Here is a 17,141-nt window from a genome sequence, read left to right as displayed (position 1 = left end):
CCCTCCCGAGGAAGGGGCTTTAATAGGGAAAGGGTTATGATGAAGCACATCATCATACTGATTGTTCTGTTAACGATAAGTTTCGCAGCTTACTAACAGTCAATCAGAGGGGGGAGAAATCCCCTCTCACCCTTGTTCCTTTAATTTAGGTCGAAAAAGCAGCACCGTCAACAGCGAGGAAAGCCTCATAACGAGATGTTCGATGCATCTCCCGCATTGCTTACTTCTCGCTGTCTTTCTGGATTTTCCTGATGATGTTGGTGGTCGAACAGCCATCTTCAAAGTTGAGCACCAGCACTTCACCGCCGTTGGCCCACACTTCTTCGCTCCCGGCGATCTCCTCCGGCTTGTAGTCACCCCCTTTCACCAGCTTATCCGGCAGAACGGAGGCAATCAGACGCTGCGGCGTATCTTCTTCAAACGGGACCACCCAGTCCACGGCTTCCAACGCGCTGAGAACAATCATACGTTGCTCAAGCGGGTTAACCGGGCGCGAATCCCCTTTCAGCCGTTTAGTGGAAGCATCGCTGTTCACCGCGACGATCAGACGATCGCCGAGCTTACGGGCATTCGCCAGATATGACACATGACCCGCGTGCAGGATGTCGAACACGCCGTTGGTCATGACCACTTTTTCGCCACGTTTGCGTGCTGCCGCCACGGCGTCGCGCAGTTCTTCTTCGGTCATCACACCAAATCCCGTCTCCGAACGCCCGCGCACCGCGTTTTCCAGTTCGATAGGCGAAACCGTTGAAGTCCCGAGTTTACCCACCACAACGCCAGCAGCAGCGTTCGCGAAGAAGCAGGCTTCTTCCAGCGAATTACCGGCAGCAAGCGTAGCAGCCAGCACACCAATCACCGTGTCACCCGCACCGGTCACGTCATACACTTCCTGCGCCTGCGTCGGCAGATGCAGTGGTGCTTTGCCCGGCTGTAGCAGCGTCATTCCCTGTTCAGAACGGGTGACCAGCAGCGCAGTCAGGTCGAAATCGGCAATCAGCTTCATGCCACGTTCAACAATATCGTCTTCGTCTTTGCATTTGCCGACCACGGCTTCAAATTCGGAGAGATTCGGTGTCAGCAGGGTCGCACCACGATAGCGTTCAAAGTCGGTCCCTTTCGGGTCGATCAGTACAGGCACGCCAGCACCGCGCGCCAGCGTGATCATCTGCTGAATGCTCGTCAGCGCCCCTTTGGCGTAATCGGAGAGCACCAGCGCGCCGATGCTGCTCAGCGCCTGATTAATCCGTTCATGCAGCGGCTCAGGATCCACACCATCAAAGCCCTCTTCGAAATCGAGACGAATCAGTTGCTGATTACGCGACAAAACACGCAGCTTGGTGATGGTAGGGTGAGTTGGAACAGAAACGAAGTCGCATTTCACGTTGACGTCCGCCAGAGCTTTGCTCAATGCACGCGCCGCATCGTCAATACCGGTCAACCCAACCAGACGCGCGCCCGCGCCCAGAGAAGCGATGTTCATTGCCACGTTCGCCGCACCACCCGGACGCTCTTCAATGGTTTCGACCTTCACCACTGGTACCGGCGCTTCCGGTGAAATACGGCTGGTTGGACCGTACCAGTAGCGATCCAGCATCACATCGCCTACGACCAGCACTCCCGCTTGATTAAACTCTGGCAGCGTTACTTTCATTCCTGTCTCCTGAGAGATACAAAATTTGCGCGCGATAATAGCACACTTATGCGTCCTCGCACGGCTCCACCAACCACTTGTTCCAGCAGGCTCGCACCATCGCGCGCTCAGCGACAAAACATGCCTCCGGAACATGCCCTGGCAGCTCCTGAAGCGCCAGGTGGTGCAGTTCATCACGCAACGTTGTATAAGCGGTGGTAAGTGCCTGCGCTTCCTGCTCTTCCATAATGCCGTTTTGTGCCAGCCCTTCCAGAATGCGGACATTGTCCGACCAGCGCGTCAGTTTCGGTTTTGCATGGGCATAACGCAGCACCAGATACTGGGTGATAAATTCGATATCGGTAATCCCGCCCTCATCGGCTTTAATATCAAAGCGATCCTTGTGCTTATTGCTCAAGTGGGCGCGCATTTTTTCGCGCATCTCACGCACCTCGGTTTGTAACGTCGCACCGTCACGCACGGTCATGGTGATATCGCGGCGGATGGCATCAAATTGCGCGTTTAATTGTGGATCGCCATAGACAACGCGGGCGCGAACCAGCGCCTGATGTTCCCACGTCCAGGCTTCGGTGCGCTGGTAGTCAGCAAAGGATTCGGTTGAGGTCACCAGCATTCCCGCCGCACCGGACGGGCGCAAGCGCGCGTCTACTTCATACAGGATCCCGGATGAGGTGCGCGTACTGAACAGGTGCATCACGCGCTGAGCAAGGCGCAGATAAAATTGACGGCCATCGATTTCCCGCTCGCCGTCAGTCATCACGTCCACCGGACAGTCATGAAGGAAAATCAAATCCAGATCGGAACTATAGCCCAGCTCCCAACCGCCCAGTTTGCCGTAACCGACCACCGCAAACCCACGGCCTTCACGGTCACGTAAGTGTTTCGGTTGCCCATAACGCGATACCATCAGGCTCCACGCCTGTTGTACCACGGCTTCAATGATGGCTTCGGCAAGCCATGTTAAGTGATCGCTCACTTTCATCACGGGGAGTGTGCCAGCGAGGTCTGCTGCCGCCACACGCAACAATTGAGCCTGTTTAAACTGGCGTAACGCCTCCAGTTGCTGCTCTTCATCGTCATCCGGCACTCGCAGCAGATACTGACGTAACTCATCCCGGTAGGCATTCATCGCCGTGGGCTGATAAAGGGTATTCGGATCGAGCAACTCATCCAGCAATAACGGATAACGCGCCAGCTTACTGGCCACCATCGGCGAGGCGGCACAGAGTGAAATCAGATGCTTACGCGCACCGGGAAATTCGCTGAGCAGCTCAAGGTACGTCGTACGCGTGACAATTCCCGTTAACAACGGCGTCACGCGAGACAGCGGTACAGGGGCATCCTCACGGGAACAGACATCACTCAACAGATGCGGCATCAGGTGGTCGAGCACCTGGCGGCCGCGCGGGCCAATGGTGCGCTTATCCAGCTCTTTGCGAAAATCAGCAATCATCGCGACCACGCGGCGGCGATCATCGTCAGAAAGGTGCGCCAGCACAGGCGTGCTGTCATCTTCCTGAAACGCATCCTGCCACAGCTCACTCCATTGCCCGGAGAGCGCATCCCCCTGCTCTTCGGCTTCGTCATCGCCAATCAGGGTGTTGAATATCCCTCGTACGGCAGACATCTGCTTTTCAAGCTCAGCGGTCAGGGTTTCCCAATCAGCGACCCGCATCCCCCAGGCCAGACGCGCGCGATTGAGTTCGTCTGTCGGCAGCGTCTGCGTTTGTTCGTCATTAATACTTTGCAGCAGGTTTTCCAGACGACGCAGATACAAATAGGCCTGACGTAACGCCGGTGCATCGCCAGGCGGCAGCAAACCCAGCTTATCAATAGCGTCCAGCGTCGGTAACAGTGAACGGGACTGCAACGACGGTTCACGCCCACCGCGTATCAACTGGAACACCTGAACGATAAACTCAATCTCACGGATGCCGCCCGCGCCCAGCTTAATGTTATCTTTCAGACCACGGCGGCGCACTTCGCGGGCAATCATCCCTTTCATGTTACGCAGAGACTGAATAACGCTGAAATCGATATAGCGGCGGAAGACGAACGGTCGCAGCATGGCCCGTAATTCGCCAGCGTAAACATCGTCCTTATCGCCCATAATGCGGGCTTTCACCATCGCATAACGTTCCCAGTCGCGCCCCTGCTCCTGATAATAATCTTCCAGCGCGGCAAAACTCAGCACCAGCGGACCGCTGTCGCCAAACGGGCGCAGCCGCATATCCACGCGATAGACAAAGCCATCCTGCGTCGGCTGGTCGAGCACTTTGATTAGGCGCTGCCCAAGACGAGTAAAAAACTGGGCGTTATCAAGTTCACGTCGCCCGCCGCGCGTTGAACCGTTTTCCGGCCAGGCAAAAATCAGATCGATATCTGAGGAAAAGTTAAGCTCCCCGCCACCCAGCTTGCCCATGCCAAGAATCAGCAACGGCTGCGGTTCCCCCTGCTGATTGCACGGTGTTCCCCACTCGCGACAGCAGGCATCGTAAAGCCAGTCACGTGCAGCGACGATCAGAGTCTCCGCCAGTACGCTCAACTGCTGCAATGTCTCCTCTTCGGCCACCAGCGCCAGCGACTGCGCCCAGGCAATGCGCACCATCATATGGCGACGGAACAGACGCAGCGCACGCATTAATGATGCCTCATCCGCCACACCCTCCAGCGATTCACGAAGGGTTTGCGCATATTGCTTCCATTCGTCCGCCTGTGGCGGCGCGCTTTCCAGCTCAGCCAGCCAGTCAGGATGCGCGGCAAAGCTATCCTGCACAAAATCACTGAAAGTAAGCACTAACTGCGCTTGTTCACTAAGCGGTGTTTCACTGAATGACTCAGGCAAGCGGGCCAGTACAGTTTGCCAGTGCTGCTGTAACTGTGGAGAGTGCGGCATCGTCGGGGGTTTCCTTGACCGGGTTAGCGTTGTCCACTGTGCAGCCAGAAGGGCTGCTGACAGATTGCTTCGTTACGGAAATGTTCGATTTCAATACGCTGGCGCGTCTCAATGGCGTGGAGCAAGCCTTGCCAGTTTTCCAGCCAGGCATTTGCCTGCACCGCGTCGTAATAGCCAGACAGCAACAGCACGCTATCTATTTCTCGTGCCAGACGCGGCAACTGATCGCGATAACTGTCTCCCAACGGATGCGCGAACGTACTTTTAAGTTCAGCGGCGCAGCGGGACAAATGGGTATCGGCAAAACGCTTGAAGGAGTCGGCAAATTTCGCCTGCGCTTTGTCATCGAGGAAGGTGCGCCAGCCCTGGGAAACCAGCCACTCTGTCAGCAGCAGTTTCGCCGTTGCCGCCTCTGCGCTCCATGCGGCCGTCGCTGCGGAGACATCTGACGTCAGCGTTGCTTCCGCCTGGGTCAGCAAATCGCGCAGGCGTGCGCTCGCTTTACGCGGCACAATGCCGCCAAACAACATAAGAGTATGGCGAATGAGCGTAATCGCAGACTGTACGTCCGCTTTTACCCGGTTATCGCCGCGAACCCACAGTTCTTCATGGTATTGCCACTGCGAAAGTCCCAGCTCCAGCGCGGCGGTAAAAGCCTGCTCCGTTGTGGCTTTCGGTTGAACTTTGAGTATGGGCGTAGGGCGGCGATGACGTTCGGCATTACCCTGCGCCAGATGATAGCCGCGTGCAGCCTTACTCAGGCTACCCTGACGCAGCCCTGACTGGGTCACGAGCTGACGGGCAAGTTTGAGGATATCCGCCGGATCGCCGCTTAGCAGTTCAAGCTCAAGCTCACAGATAGGCTCTGCCAGCTCGCCGGCTTTAACTTCGCCCAGATCCAGCCCAATCTCAATACGGCTTTCACCGACATTAACCAGCCATTTCTCCCGGTAGAAATCGGTGCTAAAGAGCGGCTGTGTCTGCGCCTGGAGATTTTCTGGCAGCGCGCCATCCGGCCAGACTTCCTGCGGGAAGCGAGCCAGATCCAGCTCCGGTTTATCCAGCGCGATATTATATTCAGGACGTTGATGTAACCCGCCGACAACGCGTCCGGCGATTTTCATCGTCATTTCGTACTGACCGTCGAAGCCGCGGATACGCAGCCCCATATCATGACGACGCAGCCAGTTATCTGCCGTTTCGTAATAGATGTTGAGTAACTGGGTGGGCGCTACGCGATCGTCGGTGAGCGAATGAAGATGGTTACGAAGCGTTTCAACGCTGTCGGGATGTACGTAAAATTTTAATTCGATTTCCTGAGCCATGGCTTTGCACTTATGGTTATGTCACATCAGTCAAAATTTCGGCGAACTAACGCGCCCGATGTTTGTCAGTAGATAGTATTTTGTGTCAGATTGCCATGCAATGCGCGATATCATGGGTGTAAAAGTTCACTTATGCGCTTTGTTCGACCCGGATGATTCCGATTGATGCCGCCTGCCAGCTATCGTCAGACTGTTGGCACTGTTTTTATTCACGCTTAAAGATAATAACGACGCCTGATGCTTAAATTACGCCTGATTGGAATAACCTTATTTGCGCTTAGCGTTTCCACATTGGCCCACGCCGAAGAAAAACGTTACGTCTCTGATGAATTGAACACCTGGGTTCGCAGTGGCCCGGGAGATAACTACCGCCTTGTGGGCACGGTAAATGCCGGCGAGGAAGTGGTGCTGTTGCAAACCAATGAAGCGTCTAACTACGCACAGGTACGCGACAGCAGTGGCCGTACAGCCTGGATCCCGCTTAAAGAACTCAATACTCAGCCCAGCCTGCGCACGCGCGTGCCGGAACTGGAAAACCAGGTGAAGACCCTGACCGATAAGCTCAACAATATCGACAATACCTGGAACCAGCGCACGGCGGATATGCAGCAAAAAGTGGCCGGTAGCGATGGGGTCATTAACAGCCTGAAAGAAGAAAATCAGAAGCTTAAGAACGAGCTTATTGTCGCGCAGAAGAAAGTGAACGCCGCTAACCTGCAACTCGACGACAAACAACGCACCATTATCATGCAGTGGTTTATGTATGGCGGTGGCGTATTGGGTGCGGGTCTGTTCCTGGGCCTTGTGTTGCCGCATTTAATCCCGCGCCGTAAACGCAAAGATCGCTGGATGAACTAAGCTGATTAGCCATCTTCTCTACACTTACGTATTATCTGTCGGCAAAAATAAGAACCTGTCTCAATTTCCGATAAGGCAGGTTAATGAAAAGTCACAGATGTGAGGAGTCAGGCGGCGTGAAGAGTTATCTGGTCGGTGGCGCAGTTCGCGATGCGTTACTGGGCCTGTCGGTCAAAGACAAAGATTGGGTGGTGGTTGGCGCCACGCCAGCAGAGATGCTCGACGCGGGCTACCAGCAGGTAGGCCGCGATTTTCCCGTGTTTCTCCATCCACAAAGTCACGAAGAGTACGCTCTTGCCCGTACTGAACGAAAATCAGGTTTCGGTTATACCGGTTTTTCCTGCTATGCAGCGCCGGATGTAACGCTTGAGCAAGATCTGTTACGCCGCGACTTAACCGTCAATGCACTTGCGCAGGATGATAACGGCAACATAATCGATCCCTATGGCGGTAAGAACGATTTGCACCGCCGCCTGCTGCGCCATGTTTCCCCCGCGTTTGCCGAAGATCCCTTGCGTGTCCTGCGTGTGGCGCGTTTTGCCGCCCGTTATGCGCATTTAAGTTTTCGCATTGCCGACGAAACCATGGCGCTCATGCGCGATATGACCGCCGCAGGTGAGTTGGCGCATCTGACCCCTGAACGCGTCTGGAAAGAGACGGAAAACGCTCTCAAAACCCGTAATCCACAGGTCTTTTTCCAGGTATTGCGTGACTGCGGGGCGCTAAAAGTGCTGTTCCCGGAAGTGGACGCACTGTTTGGCGTACCTGCGCCAGCAAAATGGCATCCTGAAATCGATACCGGTCTTCATACCCTGATGACCGTGAGCATGGCTGCGATGCTCAGTCCTGAGGTCGATGTGCGTTTTGCCACTCTGTGCCACGACCTGGGAAAAGGGTTAACCCCACCGGAACTTTGGCCACGCCATCACGGGCATGGCCCGGCGGGCGTCAAACTTGTCGAGGGCGTCTGCCAGCGATTGCGCGTACCGAACGATATCCGCGATCTGGCCAAACTGGTGGCAGAATTCCATGATCTGATCCATACCTTCCCGATCCTGCAGCCAAAGACCATCGTTAAATTGTTCGATTCGATTGACGCCTGGCGCAAGCCGCAGCGGGTTGAGCAAATCGCCCTGACCAGCGAGGCCGACGTGCGCGGACGTGCGGGGTTTGAGGCGTGCGACTACCCGCAGGGACGCTTGCTGCGTGAGGCCTGGGATGTCGCAAAAGCGGTCTCCAGCAAAGCGGTTGTTGAGGCCGGTTTCAAAGGCATTGAAGTGCGTGAAGAGTTAACGCGCCGTCGCATTCAGGCCGTGGCCGACTGGAAAGAACAACGTTGCCCTCAGCCAAAAGACTGAGGGCATGTTATTTAGATAAAGATGAAGTAGACCGCGGCAGCGACAATAAAGCGATAGATCGCAAACGGGATAAACGAGATACGTTTGATCAACTCCAGGAAGGTTTTGATCGCGATGAGAGCGACGATAAACGCCGTCACGAAGCCGACGGCAAACATCGGAATGTCACCCACGGTCAAAAACTTAAGACTCTTATACAAATCCAGTACGGTGGCCCCCATCATCATTGGCACCGCCAACAGGAACGAGAACTCCGAAGCCGCATAACGGCTCACGCCCATGAGCATACCACCTGAAATTGTTGCCCCAGAACGAGAGAATCCCGGCCATAGCGCCAGACACTGGAAGCAGCCAATCATAAATGCCTGGCGCAAGGTGATATCGTCCACCCCCTCGGCGCGCGGCACTTTTGGTTTAAGGCATTCCGCTGCAATCAGCAGTACCCCACCCACCACCAGCGCATACATCACGTTAATGGGGTTAAAGAGAGATTTAATCGCATCGTGGAAAACAAGGCCGAGAACAACGGCGGGAACCATGCCCAGCAGGATATGAATGAGCGTCAGGCGACCTGTGCCTGTGCCTTCATGGGGGGGACGACCAAAGTGAATACCAATCAATCCAAACAGGCGACGCCAGAACATCACCACCACAGCCAAAATCGACCCTAACTGAATCACAACTTCAAACGTTTTTGCGGTATCTCCCTCAAAACCCAGTAAATGCCCCACAAGAATCATGTGGCCCGTACTGGAAACCGGTAAAAACTCCGTCAATCCTTCGACAACACCCAAAATTGCTGCCACCAGCAGCGAGTGCATATCGCTCATCAAATAAACCCCTAAACAGACATAAAAAACGGCTTACCACAGGGGAAGCCGCGTATGGCCATGACGTATGACCAGAAGACTAGCGCTTGGTTTAATAATTATGAATTTAAATAATTTTTTTCAGATTATTGCCACGCTCAATGATGACGCCAACATTAGCAGCCCGGGCGACAGCCCCCGGCTTGCTCAATTTGATACGTACCCACGGAGAGTTAAAACGGCTCAGCAATAAATCTGCGACCTCTTCGGCGACCCGTTCCACCAGCGCAAAACGACTTCCTTCGACATGCGCAATGACGGTTTCTGCTATGTCCGCATAGCTCAGACAATCGTTAACATCGTCGCTCTTCGCCGCCTGGCGGTTATCCCATGCCATTTCGATATCGAACACCAGCTTTTGCTCAATCGTCTGCTCCCAGTCATACACACCAATGGTGGTGATTACCGAAAGTTGCTCTATAAATACAATGTCCATCACGCCCCACCTGCTTTTTGGCTAACCTGGATACCACTTTCCATAATTTATGCGTATTATCCACTGATGCAGATAATAAAACGACATTTTCACAATGGAACAGCGTTATGAGTGCAATCGCGCCTGGAATGATCATCCTCGCGTATCTTTGCGGCTCAATATCCAGCGCCATTCTGGTCTGCCGCATCGCAGGTCTGCCTGACCCACGTGAGAGTGGCTCTGGCAACCCAGGGGCGACCAACGTATTACGAATTGGCGGCAAAGGAGCAGCCGTAACGGTACTGATTTTTGACGTGCTAAAAGGCATGCTGCCGGTATGGGGAGCTTATGCGCTTGGCATCACCCCCTTCTGGCTTGGCCTTATTGCTATCGCCGCCTGCCTTGGGCATATCTGGCCTGTTTTTTTCCATTTTCAGGGCGGAAAGGGCGTTGCTACTGCCTTTGGTGCGATTGCGCCCATTGGCTGGGACTTAACAGGCGTGATGGCGGGAACCTGGCTGCTGACCGTCCTGCTTAGCGGTTACTCTTCGTTAGGTGCGATTGTCAGCGCGCTGATTGCGCCCTTCTATGTCTGGTGGTTTAAACCCCAGTTTACCTTTCCGGTTGCCATGCTCTCCTGCCTGATCCTGATACGTCACCACGACAATATTCAGCGGTTATGGCGTCGTCAGGAGACAAAAATCTGGCACAAACTGAAGAAAAAAAAGTAGACGGATCCCCTCCCGGATAAAAAGTATCATATCCGGGAAAATGCCCTGTTCATCCCTTTCATTGCCTGAATGGACTGAATTTTGCCGTTACGCCTGTATCGCATCAGGCGTAACGGCGCGCTAAGCCACGTCCCGCGCCCCTCCCCCATACTCTGATGATGTCGTCTATCCTTAACGCTCGATTAACTTTTTGAGCCAGGGGGCAACACAGTGACAAAAATGACCAGTGATTTTTTCATTGAGAGCCTGAAAGCCTGGGGTGTCAGCCGAATTTATGGCTACCCCGGTGATGGCATCAACGGTGTGCTCGGTGCGCTGCAACGCGCGAACAAAGCGGGCAATGGCATTGAGTTTATTCAGGTACGCCATGAAGAAATGGCGGCGTTTATGGCAGCAGGACATGCCAAATTCACCGGCGAGCTGGGCGTATGTCTCTCAACCGGAGGCCCTGGCGCCACCCATCTGCTAACCGGCCTGTATGACGCGAAAATGGACCATGCTCCGGTACTGGCCATCGCCGGTCAGGCAGAGGCTACTGCACGCGGTGCCAGCTATCAGCAAGAATTAAACCTCGATCGTGTTTTCGCCGACGTGGCGAACTTTGTACAAGAAGCCGCCTCCCCCAGCCAGGTCCGCCACCTGGTCGATCGCGGCGTACGTATCGCGGTGGCGCAAAACGGCGTAACGGTCCTGATATTGCCGAAGGATATTCAGGACGAACCCTGGCAGGCGCCACCGCATACCCATGGTTTCACCCACTCAGGAGCAGGATATCAACGTCCGAAAATCGTGCCTTATGAGGCCGATCTGCAACGTGCCGCGGATATTCTGAATAGCGGAAAGAAAGTGGCGATACTGGTTGGGGCGGGTGCCCGTGGCGCAGCACTGGAAGTGGTGCAACTGGCCAATCTACTGGGTGCTGGCGTGGCAAAAGCGCTGCTCGGCAAAGATGTACTACCGGATGACGCGCCTTTTGTCACCGGCGCGATCGGTCTGCTGGGTACGAAACCGTCTTACGACATGATGATGAATTGCGACACGCTGCTGATGATTGGTACCGGTTTTCCATGGACGGAATTCCTGCCGAAAGAGGGGCAGGCCCGTGCGGTGCAGGTCGATATCGATCCGGCAATGCTGGGGCTACGCTACCCGGTCGAAGTTAATCTTCATGGCGATGCAGCGGAAACCCTGCGCGCACTGCTGCCTCTGCTGACGCATAAAACTGACCGTAGCTGGCAAGAGGAAATTGCCAGAGGGGTGAAATCATGGTGGGAGACCCTTGAGGAACGGGCGATGGCTGACGCCAAACCGGTTAACCCGCAACGCGTCGTATGGGAAATGTCACCGCTGCTGCCGGACGATGCCATCGTCACATCCGATTCCGGCTCGTGCGCCAACTGGTTTGCACGCGATTATAAAGTGAAGCAGGGCCAACGCGCCTCACTGTCTGGCGGCCTTGCCTGTATGGGTGCCGCTGTACCTTACGCCATCGCCGCAAAATTTGCCTACCCGCAGAAAGTGGTGGTCGCGCTGGTCGGGGATGGTGCCATGCAAATGAACAACATGGCAGAACTGATCACCATTCAGAAATACTGGCAAAGCTGGAGCGATCCGCGCCTGATCATTTGTGTCTTCAATAATCAGGATCTTAACCAGGTGACCTGGGAGCAGCGCGTGATGGAGGGCAATCCGCGATTTGAGGCAACCCAGGACATTCCCGATGTGGGTTATGCCCGCTTCGCACAATCGCTGGGGCTCAAAGGTATTTTCGTTAATGATCCACAACAGTTACCGATTGCCTGGCAGCAAGCCTTGTCAGCAGAACGCCCCGTTGTACTGGAAGTGAAAACCGATCCGGAAGTGGCGCCGCTACCGCCGCATATCACCCTGAAACAGGCAAAAGCCTTTATGGCCTCAATGGCCAAAGGAGATCGTTCTGCCGGGAAGATTTTCGCCGACACGGCAAACCAGTTGATGAGTGAAATATTGCCGGGCAAAAAATCGTAGCGATAAAAAACAGGCCGGGCGTGTCAGAAGCCCGGCCTGCCAGGCAGTTAGTGCGAAGGTAGCAATTCCGTTTTGATCCACCCGGTCTCACGCTTATCAAAATGTTGATAAGCGGATACCACATCCGACAATGGCTCCACCTGAGTCAGCACCTGGGTGGGGTCGATAGCCCCCACGCGCACCAGTTCCAGCAAGTGCGGAATAATCGCGTGGTGATTGCAGTTACCCATTTTCATGGTCAGATTCTTATTCATCGCCATCCCAATGGGAAAAGTCTGCGCGGCGGGAGGATAAACGCCAATAATGCTCAGTGTCCCCGCTTTTTTCAGCCCCTGAATCGCCCACTCCAGCGCCTGGCTCGGTGCATCGCCCGGAACCCAGTTTCCGTCCTGGACATGCTGATGCTCCGCATTGTCCGGTGCCACCTGTTGCACTTCCTGACGGTATTGCTCTGCTTTCTGTTCGGCTTGCTGAGCCGCCGGGCCATGGTGAGCGTGCTCGCTATCTACACCAACGGCGTCAATAGCAATATCAACACCCAGCCCCCCGGTGAGTAATGCAATGGCCTCCAGCGGATCTTCTTTATCGAAATTGACGGTAAAGGCCCCCTGTCGGCGCGCCATCGCCAGTCTGTCATCATGTGAATCGACGGCTATGACGCGTCCTGCGCCCATCAACAGTGCGCTGGCAATCGTAAACTGACCAACTGGCCCGCAGCCAAACACCGCCACCGTGTCACCGTGCGTAATGTCTGCTATCTCCGCGCCAAACCAGCCCGTCGGAAAGATATCGCTGACAAGAATCGCCTGTTCATCACTGACCTCCTGCGGGACTTTTACCAGCGTATTCGAAGCAAAGGGTATACGCGCCTTTTCTGCCTGTAAGCCGTTGACAGGACCGGTCACTTGCGGGCCGCCAAAGAAACAGGTACCGGCCTGTGGGCCGTTCGGATTGGCATTATCACATTGCGCGGTGTTACCGCTGCGACAGGGAGGGCAGTAGCCACAAGAGAGCGTCGAGCAAACCACCACCCGATCGCCGACATCAAAATTACGCACCTGGTCGCCCAGTTGCTCAATAATGCCGACGCCTTCATGGCCGAGGATGGTGCCCGCTTTCATATCGCTAAAGGTGCCACGGATAAAGTGCAGATCGGTACCGCAAATAGCCGAGGCTGTGAGACGAATAACCGCATCAGTGGGTTGTTCAATCTGTGGTTCGGCGACGTCATCAAGACGAATATCGCCAGTAGCGTGCCAGACGAGAGCTTTCATAATGTCTCCTCTTTCGGTGATGTAGAAGAGGCGTCATAACTGAACATCCCTGCCGGCTATGGCAGCCGATTTTGACTCGCAAAGGGGAAAGTATAGTCAGTGATCTGTGGAGATGCGGACGACAGCGGCAAGGAAATGGGGAGATAAGAAGAGGGAAACCAAACGATAACCCCGGTAAGCGTAGCCACCGGGGGAATAGATTACGCAGCCGGTAATTCCGCCAGCGGCCAGCGTGGGCGCACAGTTACGCCAAGTCCGGCAACGCCACCGGCTTTCAGACGCACCATTCCGGCGTAGGCAATCATTGCACCATTATCGGTACAAAATTCCGGGCGAGCATAGAACACTTCACCACGGCGCTTTTTCATCATCTCAGCCAGTTTTGTGCGAAGCGTACGGTTTGCGCTAACGCCACCCGCCATAACCAGCCGGGTAAAACCTGTTTGGTCCAGCGCACGTTTACATTTGATCATCAGCGTATCGACCACCGCGTCTTCAAATGCACGGGCGATATCGGCACGCGTTTGCTCATCCGGTTCATTTTCACGAATGGTATTCGCCGCGAAGGTTTTCAGGCCAGAGAAACTGAAATCAAGACCGGGCCTGTCCGTCATAGGACGCGGGAAGACAAAGCGCCCTTCCGTCCCCTGCGACGCCAGTTTCGATAACATGGGCCCACCAGGGTAATCAAGACCGAGCAATTTGGCCGTTTTGTCAAACGCCTCACCGGCGGCATCATCAATGGATTCGCCAAGCAACTGGTACTCGCCAATCCCCGTCACGCTAATCAGTTGCGTGTGTCCGCCGGAGACCAGCAGCGCCACAAACGGGTATTGTGGTGGATTATCTTCCAGCATGGGCGCCAACAGGTGGCCTTCCATATGGTGAACCGGAATGGCCGGGACATCCCATGCAAATGCCAGCGCCCGGCCGACCGTTGCGCCGACCAGCAACGCGCCGACAAGACCCGGACCTGCGGTATAGGCAACCGCATCGATATCTTTTGCCGCCAGCCCTGCCTCTTTGAGCGCCGCCTGAATCAACGGTACGGTTTTACGTACATGATCGCGGGAGGCCAGTTCAGGCACAACGCCGCCGTAGTCGGCATGCAGTTTTACCTGACTATACAATTGGTTGGCTAAAAGGCCGTTCTTGTCGTCATAAATAGCGATGCCGGTTTCATCGCAGGATGTTTCAATTCCCAGTACACGCATGGCTGTTTTTTACCTCGCTTTAATGCCGCGCAGTGTAGGATCAATGCCCCTTGTTGTAAACTTTACTCACCCCCTTGAAGGACTTCGTGTATACTCCCCACCCTTACAAAAGTCCCTTTCAAAAAAGGCAGCGGTGCTTTACAAAGCAGCAACTGTTGAAGTAAAATTCCGCACCATTTTGAAATAAGCTGGCGTTGACGCCAGCGGCAAACCGAATTTATCAAAGGTGAGAGGCACATGCCGGTAATTAAAGTACGTGAAAACGAGCCGTTCGACGTAGCACTGCGTCGCTTCAAGCGTTCCTGCGAAAAAGCAGGTGTTCTGGCGGAAGTTCGTCGTCGTGAGTTCTATGAAAAACCGACTACCGAACGTAAGCGCGCTAAAGCTTCTGCTGTGAAACGTCACGCGAAGAAACTGGCTCGCGAAAACGCACGCCGCACTCGTCTGTACTAAGTCTTCTGAGAGTTTAGCTCTCAGTTTCAGACCGAGTTGTAGTTGTAAGGCCGTGCTTCCGAAAGGAATGCGCGGCTTATTTTCGTTTATGCATTAGCAAGTACACAAAATCATTCAGGATGCATCAAGGCGGCAAGAGCGTGAATTCCCGAAGCTTACTGTAGTCAGTGACAGGGGTGCACAATCGTAGCCAACCCAGAGGCAGTTCGACTGACAAAGTGTAATTATGGGGCATATGGCTGGACGAATTCCACGCGTTTTCATCAATGACCTGCTGGCTCGCACCGACATCATCGATCTGATCGATGCGCGTGTGAAACTTAAAAAGCAGGGCAAGAACTGGCACGCATGCTGTCCATTCCATAACGAAAAAAGTCCTTCCTTCACCGTAAACGGTGAAAAACAGTTTTATCACTGCTTCGGCTGTGGGGCGCACGGCAACGCGATCGACTTTCTCATGAACTACGACAAGCTCGAGTTTGTGGAAACCGTCGAAGAGCTGGCTGCCATGCATAACCTGGAAGTGCCCTATGAAGCAGGCAACGGACCAAGTCAGATAGAGCGCCACCAGCGGCAAAGTCTCTATCAGTTGATGGATGGCCTGAATGCGTTTTATCAGCAATCCCTGATGCAACCTGCCGCTGAACCGGCGCGCCAGTATCTGGAAAGGCGCGGTTTAAGCAGCGATGTCATCGCCCGTTTTGCGATTGGTTACGCCCCTCCCGGCTGGGACAACGTTTTAAAGCGTTTTGGTGCAAACCAGGAAAATCGTCAATCTTTGATTGATGCGGGCATGCTAGTCACTAACGATCAGGGACGCAGTTACGATCGTTTTCGCGAACGGGTGATGTTCCCCATCCGCGACAAGCGTGGCCGGGTAATGGGATTTGGTGGCCGAGTGCTGGGTAACGATACCCCCAAATATCTCAACTCCCCAGAGACCGATATTTTCCATAAAGGCCGCCAGTTATACGGGCTTTATGAAGCGCAGCAGGACAATGATGAACCGCAGCGGCTTTTAGTCGTGGAAGGTTACATGGATGTAGTTGCGCTGGCGCAATATGGCATTAACTACGCCGTTGCGTCACTCGGAACTTCGACCACAGCAGACCATATTCAACTGTTGTTTCGGGTAACGAAAAACGTCATTTGCTGTTATGACGGCGACCGTGCTGGCCGCGATGCCGCATGGCGTGCGCTGGAAACCGCATTGCCGTACATGAGCGACGGACGTCAGCTACGCTTTATGTTCCTGCCGGACGGTGAAGACCCGGATACATTGGTGCGTAAGGAAGGTAAAGCGGCGTTTGAAGCGCGGATGGAGCAGGCGATGCCGCTCTCCACGTTTTTGTTTAACAGCTTACTGCCGCAGGCGGACTTAACCACGCCGGACGGGACAACGCAACTTGCCGCGCTGGCGCTGCCGTTGATTTCTCAGGTTCCGGGTGAAACGCTACGTATCCAGCTCAGGCAGTTACTGGGTAACAAGATTGGCATCTTCGACGACGCGCAGCTTGATCGTTTAATGCCAAAACAGGCGGAAAATGCCACGGCCCGCCCGGCGCCTCAGCTAAAACGCACAACCATGCGTATACTGATAGGATTGCTGGTCCAGAGCCCGGAACTCGCGCCGTTAGTGCCTCCACTGGAGGGGCTGGATAAATCCAGAATGGCTGGACTTGGCTTATTTACAGAACTGGTCAACACTTGTTTGTCACAGCCTGGATTAACCACAGGGCAGCTTCTGGAACAGTATCGCGGAACAAAAGAAGCCGCAACCCTTGAAAAACTGGCGATGTGGGACGATATAGCAGATAAAGACATTGCAGAAAAAACGTTCAACGACGCGCTCAATCATATGTTTGATTCGATGCTTGTACAGCGGCAAGAAGAGTTGATAGCTCGTGACCGCACACATGGTTTAAGCAGCGAAGAACGCCGGGAGCTCTGGCAACTAAACCAGGAACTGGCGAAAAAATAAATTCAACGGCTTAAGTGCCGATAATCGTTCGGGAAGCGCCCGACAGCCGCACTGAGAGGCAGCGGCAAAAATATAAGTAAGCCCTCGTTACACCAAGTTGGCGGTT

The 17,141-nt window shown here is 54.4% G+C and carries 14 protein-coding genes; 7 read left to right on the top strand and 7 right to left on the bottom strand.

Annotated features, from left to right (window positions below; translation table 11 throughout):
• The first annotated feature begins 36 nt into the window (after positions 1–36).
• Positions 37–96 carry a type I toxin-antitoxin system Ibs family toxin gene (locus ACS0RQ_RS03765; protein WP_115464832.1) on the top strand — a complete coding sequence of 20 codons (60 nt, stop codon included), beginning with the start codon at positions 37–39 and terminating at the stop codon, positions 94–96.
• A gap of 124 nt (positions 97–220) precedes the next feature.
• Here the strand turns inward: ACS0RQ_RS03765 and hldE are convergent, their stop codons facing one another.
• Genes hldE through ACS0RQ_RS03750 form a run of 3 tightly spaced genes read right to left on the bottom strand, consistent with a single transcriptional unit; the run spans position 221 to position 5,875 of the window.
• Positions 221–1,654: a bifunctional D-glycero-beta-D-manno-heptose-7-phosphate kinase/D-glycero-beta-D-manno-heptose 1-phosphate adenylyltransferase HldE gene (hldE, locus tag ACS0RQ_RS03760; protein WP_271849679.1), complete on the bottom strand. Its 1,434-nt coding sequence runs from the start codon at positions 1,652–1,654 to the stop codon at positions 221–223.
• 46 nt (positions 1,655–1,700) lie between these two features.
• The gene (gene glnE, locus ACS0RQ_RS03755) at positions 1,701–4,550 is read right to left on the bottom strand and encodes a bifunctional [glutamate--ammonia ligase]-adenylyl-L-tyrosine phosphorylase/[glutamate--ammonia-ligase] adenylyltransferase (protein ID WP_271849678.1); all 2,850 of its coding nucleotides are present in this window, start codon (positions 4,548–4,550) and stop codon (positions 1,701–1,703) included.
• Positions 4,551–4,573: 23 nt separating this feature from the next.
• Positions 4,574–5,875: a CYTH domain-containing protein gene (locus ACS0RQ_RS03750; protein WP_271849677.1), complete on the bottom strand. Its 1,302-nt coding sequence runs from the start codon at positions 5,873–5,875 to the stop codon at positions 4,574–4,576.
• 237 nt (positions 5,876–6,112) lie between these two features.
• Here ACS0RQ_RS03750 and ACS0RQ_RS03745 point away from each other — a divergent pair, with 237 nt between their 5' ends.
• Together ACS0RQ_RS03745 and ACS0RQ_RS03740 are read left to right on the top strand one after the other, a co-directional pair.
• Positions 6,113–6,733, top strand: a complete 621-nt coding sequence (locus ACS0RQ_RS03745) for a TIGR04211 family SH3 domain-containing protein (RefSeq protein WP_271849676.1) — start codon at positions 6,113–6,115, stop codon at positions 6,731–6,733.
• 116 nt (positions 6,734–6,849) lie between these two features.
• Positions 6,850–8,091 (top strand): multifunctional CCA addition/repair protein, encoded by a 1,242-nt coding sequence (locus ACS0RQ_RS03740; RefSeq protein ID WP_271849767.1) that lies wholly within the window; start codon positions 6,850–6,852, stop codon positions 8,089–8,091.
• A gap of 11 nt (positions 8,092–8,102) precedes the next feature.
• Here ACS0RQ_RS03740 and bacA read toward each other — a convergent pair whose 3' ends face one another.
• Both bacA and folB read right to left on the bottom strand, forming a co-directional pair.
• Positions 8,103–8,921, bottom strand: coding sequence for an undecaprenyl-diphosphate phosphatase (gene bacA / locus ACS0RQ_RS03735; protein WP_271849675.1), 819 nt, complete (start codon positions 8,919–8,921; stop codon positions 8,103–8,105).
• A 106-nt stretch (positions 8,922–9,027) separates the two neighbouring features.
• Positions 9,028–9,396 carry a bifunctional dihydroneopterin aldolase/7,8-dihydroneopterin epimerase gene (gene folB / locus ACS0RQ_RS03730; protein WP_079497094.1) on the bottom strand — a complete coding sequence of 123 codons (369 nt, stop codon included), beginning with the start codon at positions 9,394–9,396 and terminating at the stop codon, positions 9,028–9,030.
• 107 nt (positions 9,397–9,503) lie between these two features.
• Here folB and plsY point away from each other — a divergent pair, with 107 nt between their 5' ends.
• Positions 9,504–10,106: a glycerol-3-phosphate 1-O-acyltransferase PlsY gene (gene plsY / locus ACS0RQ_RS03725; RefSeq protein WP_039078113.1), complete on the top strand. Its 603-nt coding sequence runs from the start codon at positions 9,504–9,506 to the stop codon at positions 10,104–10,106.
• Between the two features lie 210 nt (positions 10,107–10,316).
• Positions 10,317–12,113 carry a thiamine pyrophosphate-requiring protein gene (locus ACS0RQ_RS03720; protein ID WP_107223701.1) on the top strand — a complete coding sequence of 599 codons (1,797 nt, stop codon included), beginning with the start codon at positions 10,317–10,319 and terminating at the stop codon, positions 12,111–12,113.
• A 47-nt stretch (positions 12,114–12,160) separates the two neighbouring features.
• On the opposite strand, the gene ACS0RQ_RS03715 is transcribed toward ACS0RQ_RS03720, so the two are convergent.
• Together ACS0RQ_RS03715 and tsaD are read right to left on the bottom strand one after the other, a co-directional pair.
• Positions 12,161–13,387: a zinc-dependent alcohol dehydrogenase gene (locus tag ACS0RQ_RS03715; protein WP_271849674.1), complete on the bottom strand. Its 1,227-nt coding sequence runs from the start codon at positions 13,385–13,387 to the stop codon at positions 12,161–12,163.
• A 200-nt stretch (positions 13,388–13,587) separates the two neighbouring features.
• A complete protein-coding gene (tsaD, locus tag ACS0RQ_RS03710; RefSeq protein ID WP_125123848.1) occupies positions 13,588–14,601 on the bottom strand; it encodes a tRNA (adenosine(37)-N6)-threonylcarbamoyltransferase complex transferase subunit TsaD in 1,014 nt (337 codons plus the stop codon).
• 237 nt (positions 14,602–14,838) lie between these two features.
• On the opposite strand from tsaD, the gene rpsU reads away from it, so the two are divergent.
• Together rpsU and dnaG are read left to right on the top strand one after the other, a co-directional pair.
• Positions 14,839–15,054, top strand: coding sequence for a 30S ribosomal protein S21 (gene rpsU, locus ACS0RQ_RS03705; protein ID WP_001144069.1), 216 nt, complete (start codon positions 14,839–14,841; stop codon positions 15,052–15,054).
• A gap of 235 nt (positions 15,055–15,289) precedes the next feature.
• Positions 15,290–17,035, top strand: coding sequence for a DNA primase (gene dnaG, locus ACS0RQ_RS03700; RefSeq protein WP_079497196.1), 1,746 nt, complete (start codon positions 15,290–15,292; stop codon positions 17,033–17,035).
• Positions 17,036–17,141: the final 106 nt, after the last annotated feature.

This window comes from Phytobacter diazotrophicus (assembly GCF_052061655.1).
In the GTDB taxonomy this organism is placed as follows: Bacteria; Pseudomonadota; Gammaproteobacteria; order Enterobacterales; family Enterobacteriaceae; genus Phytobacter; species Phytobacter diazotrophicus.
This window is presented reverse-complemented; position numbering and strand designations above follow the sequence as displayed.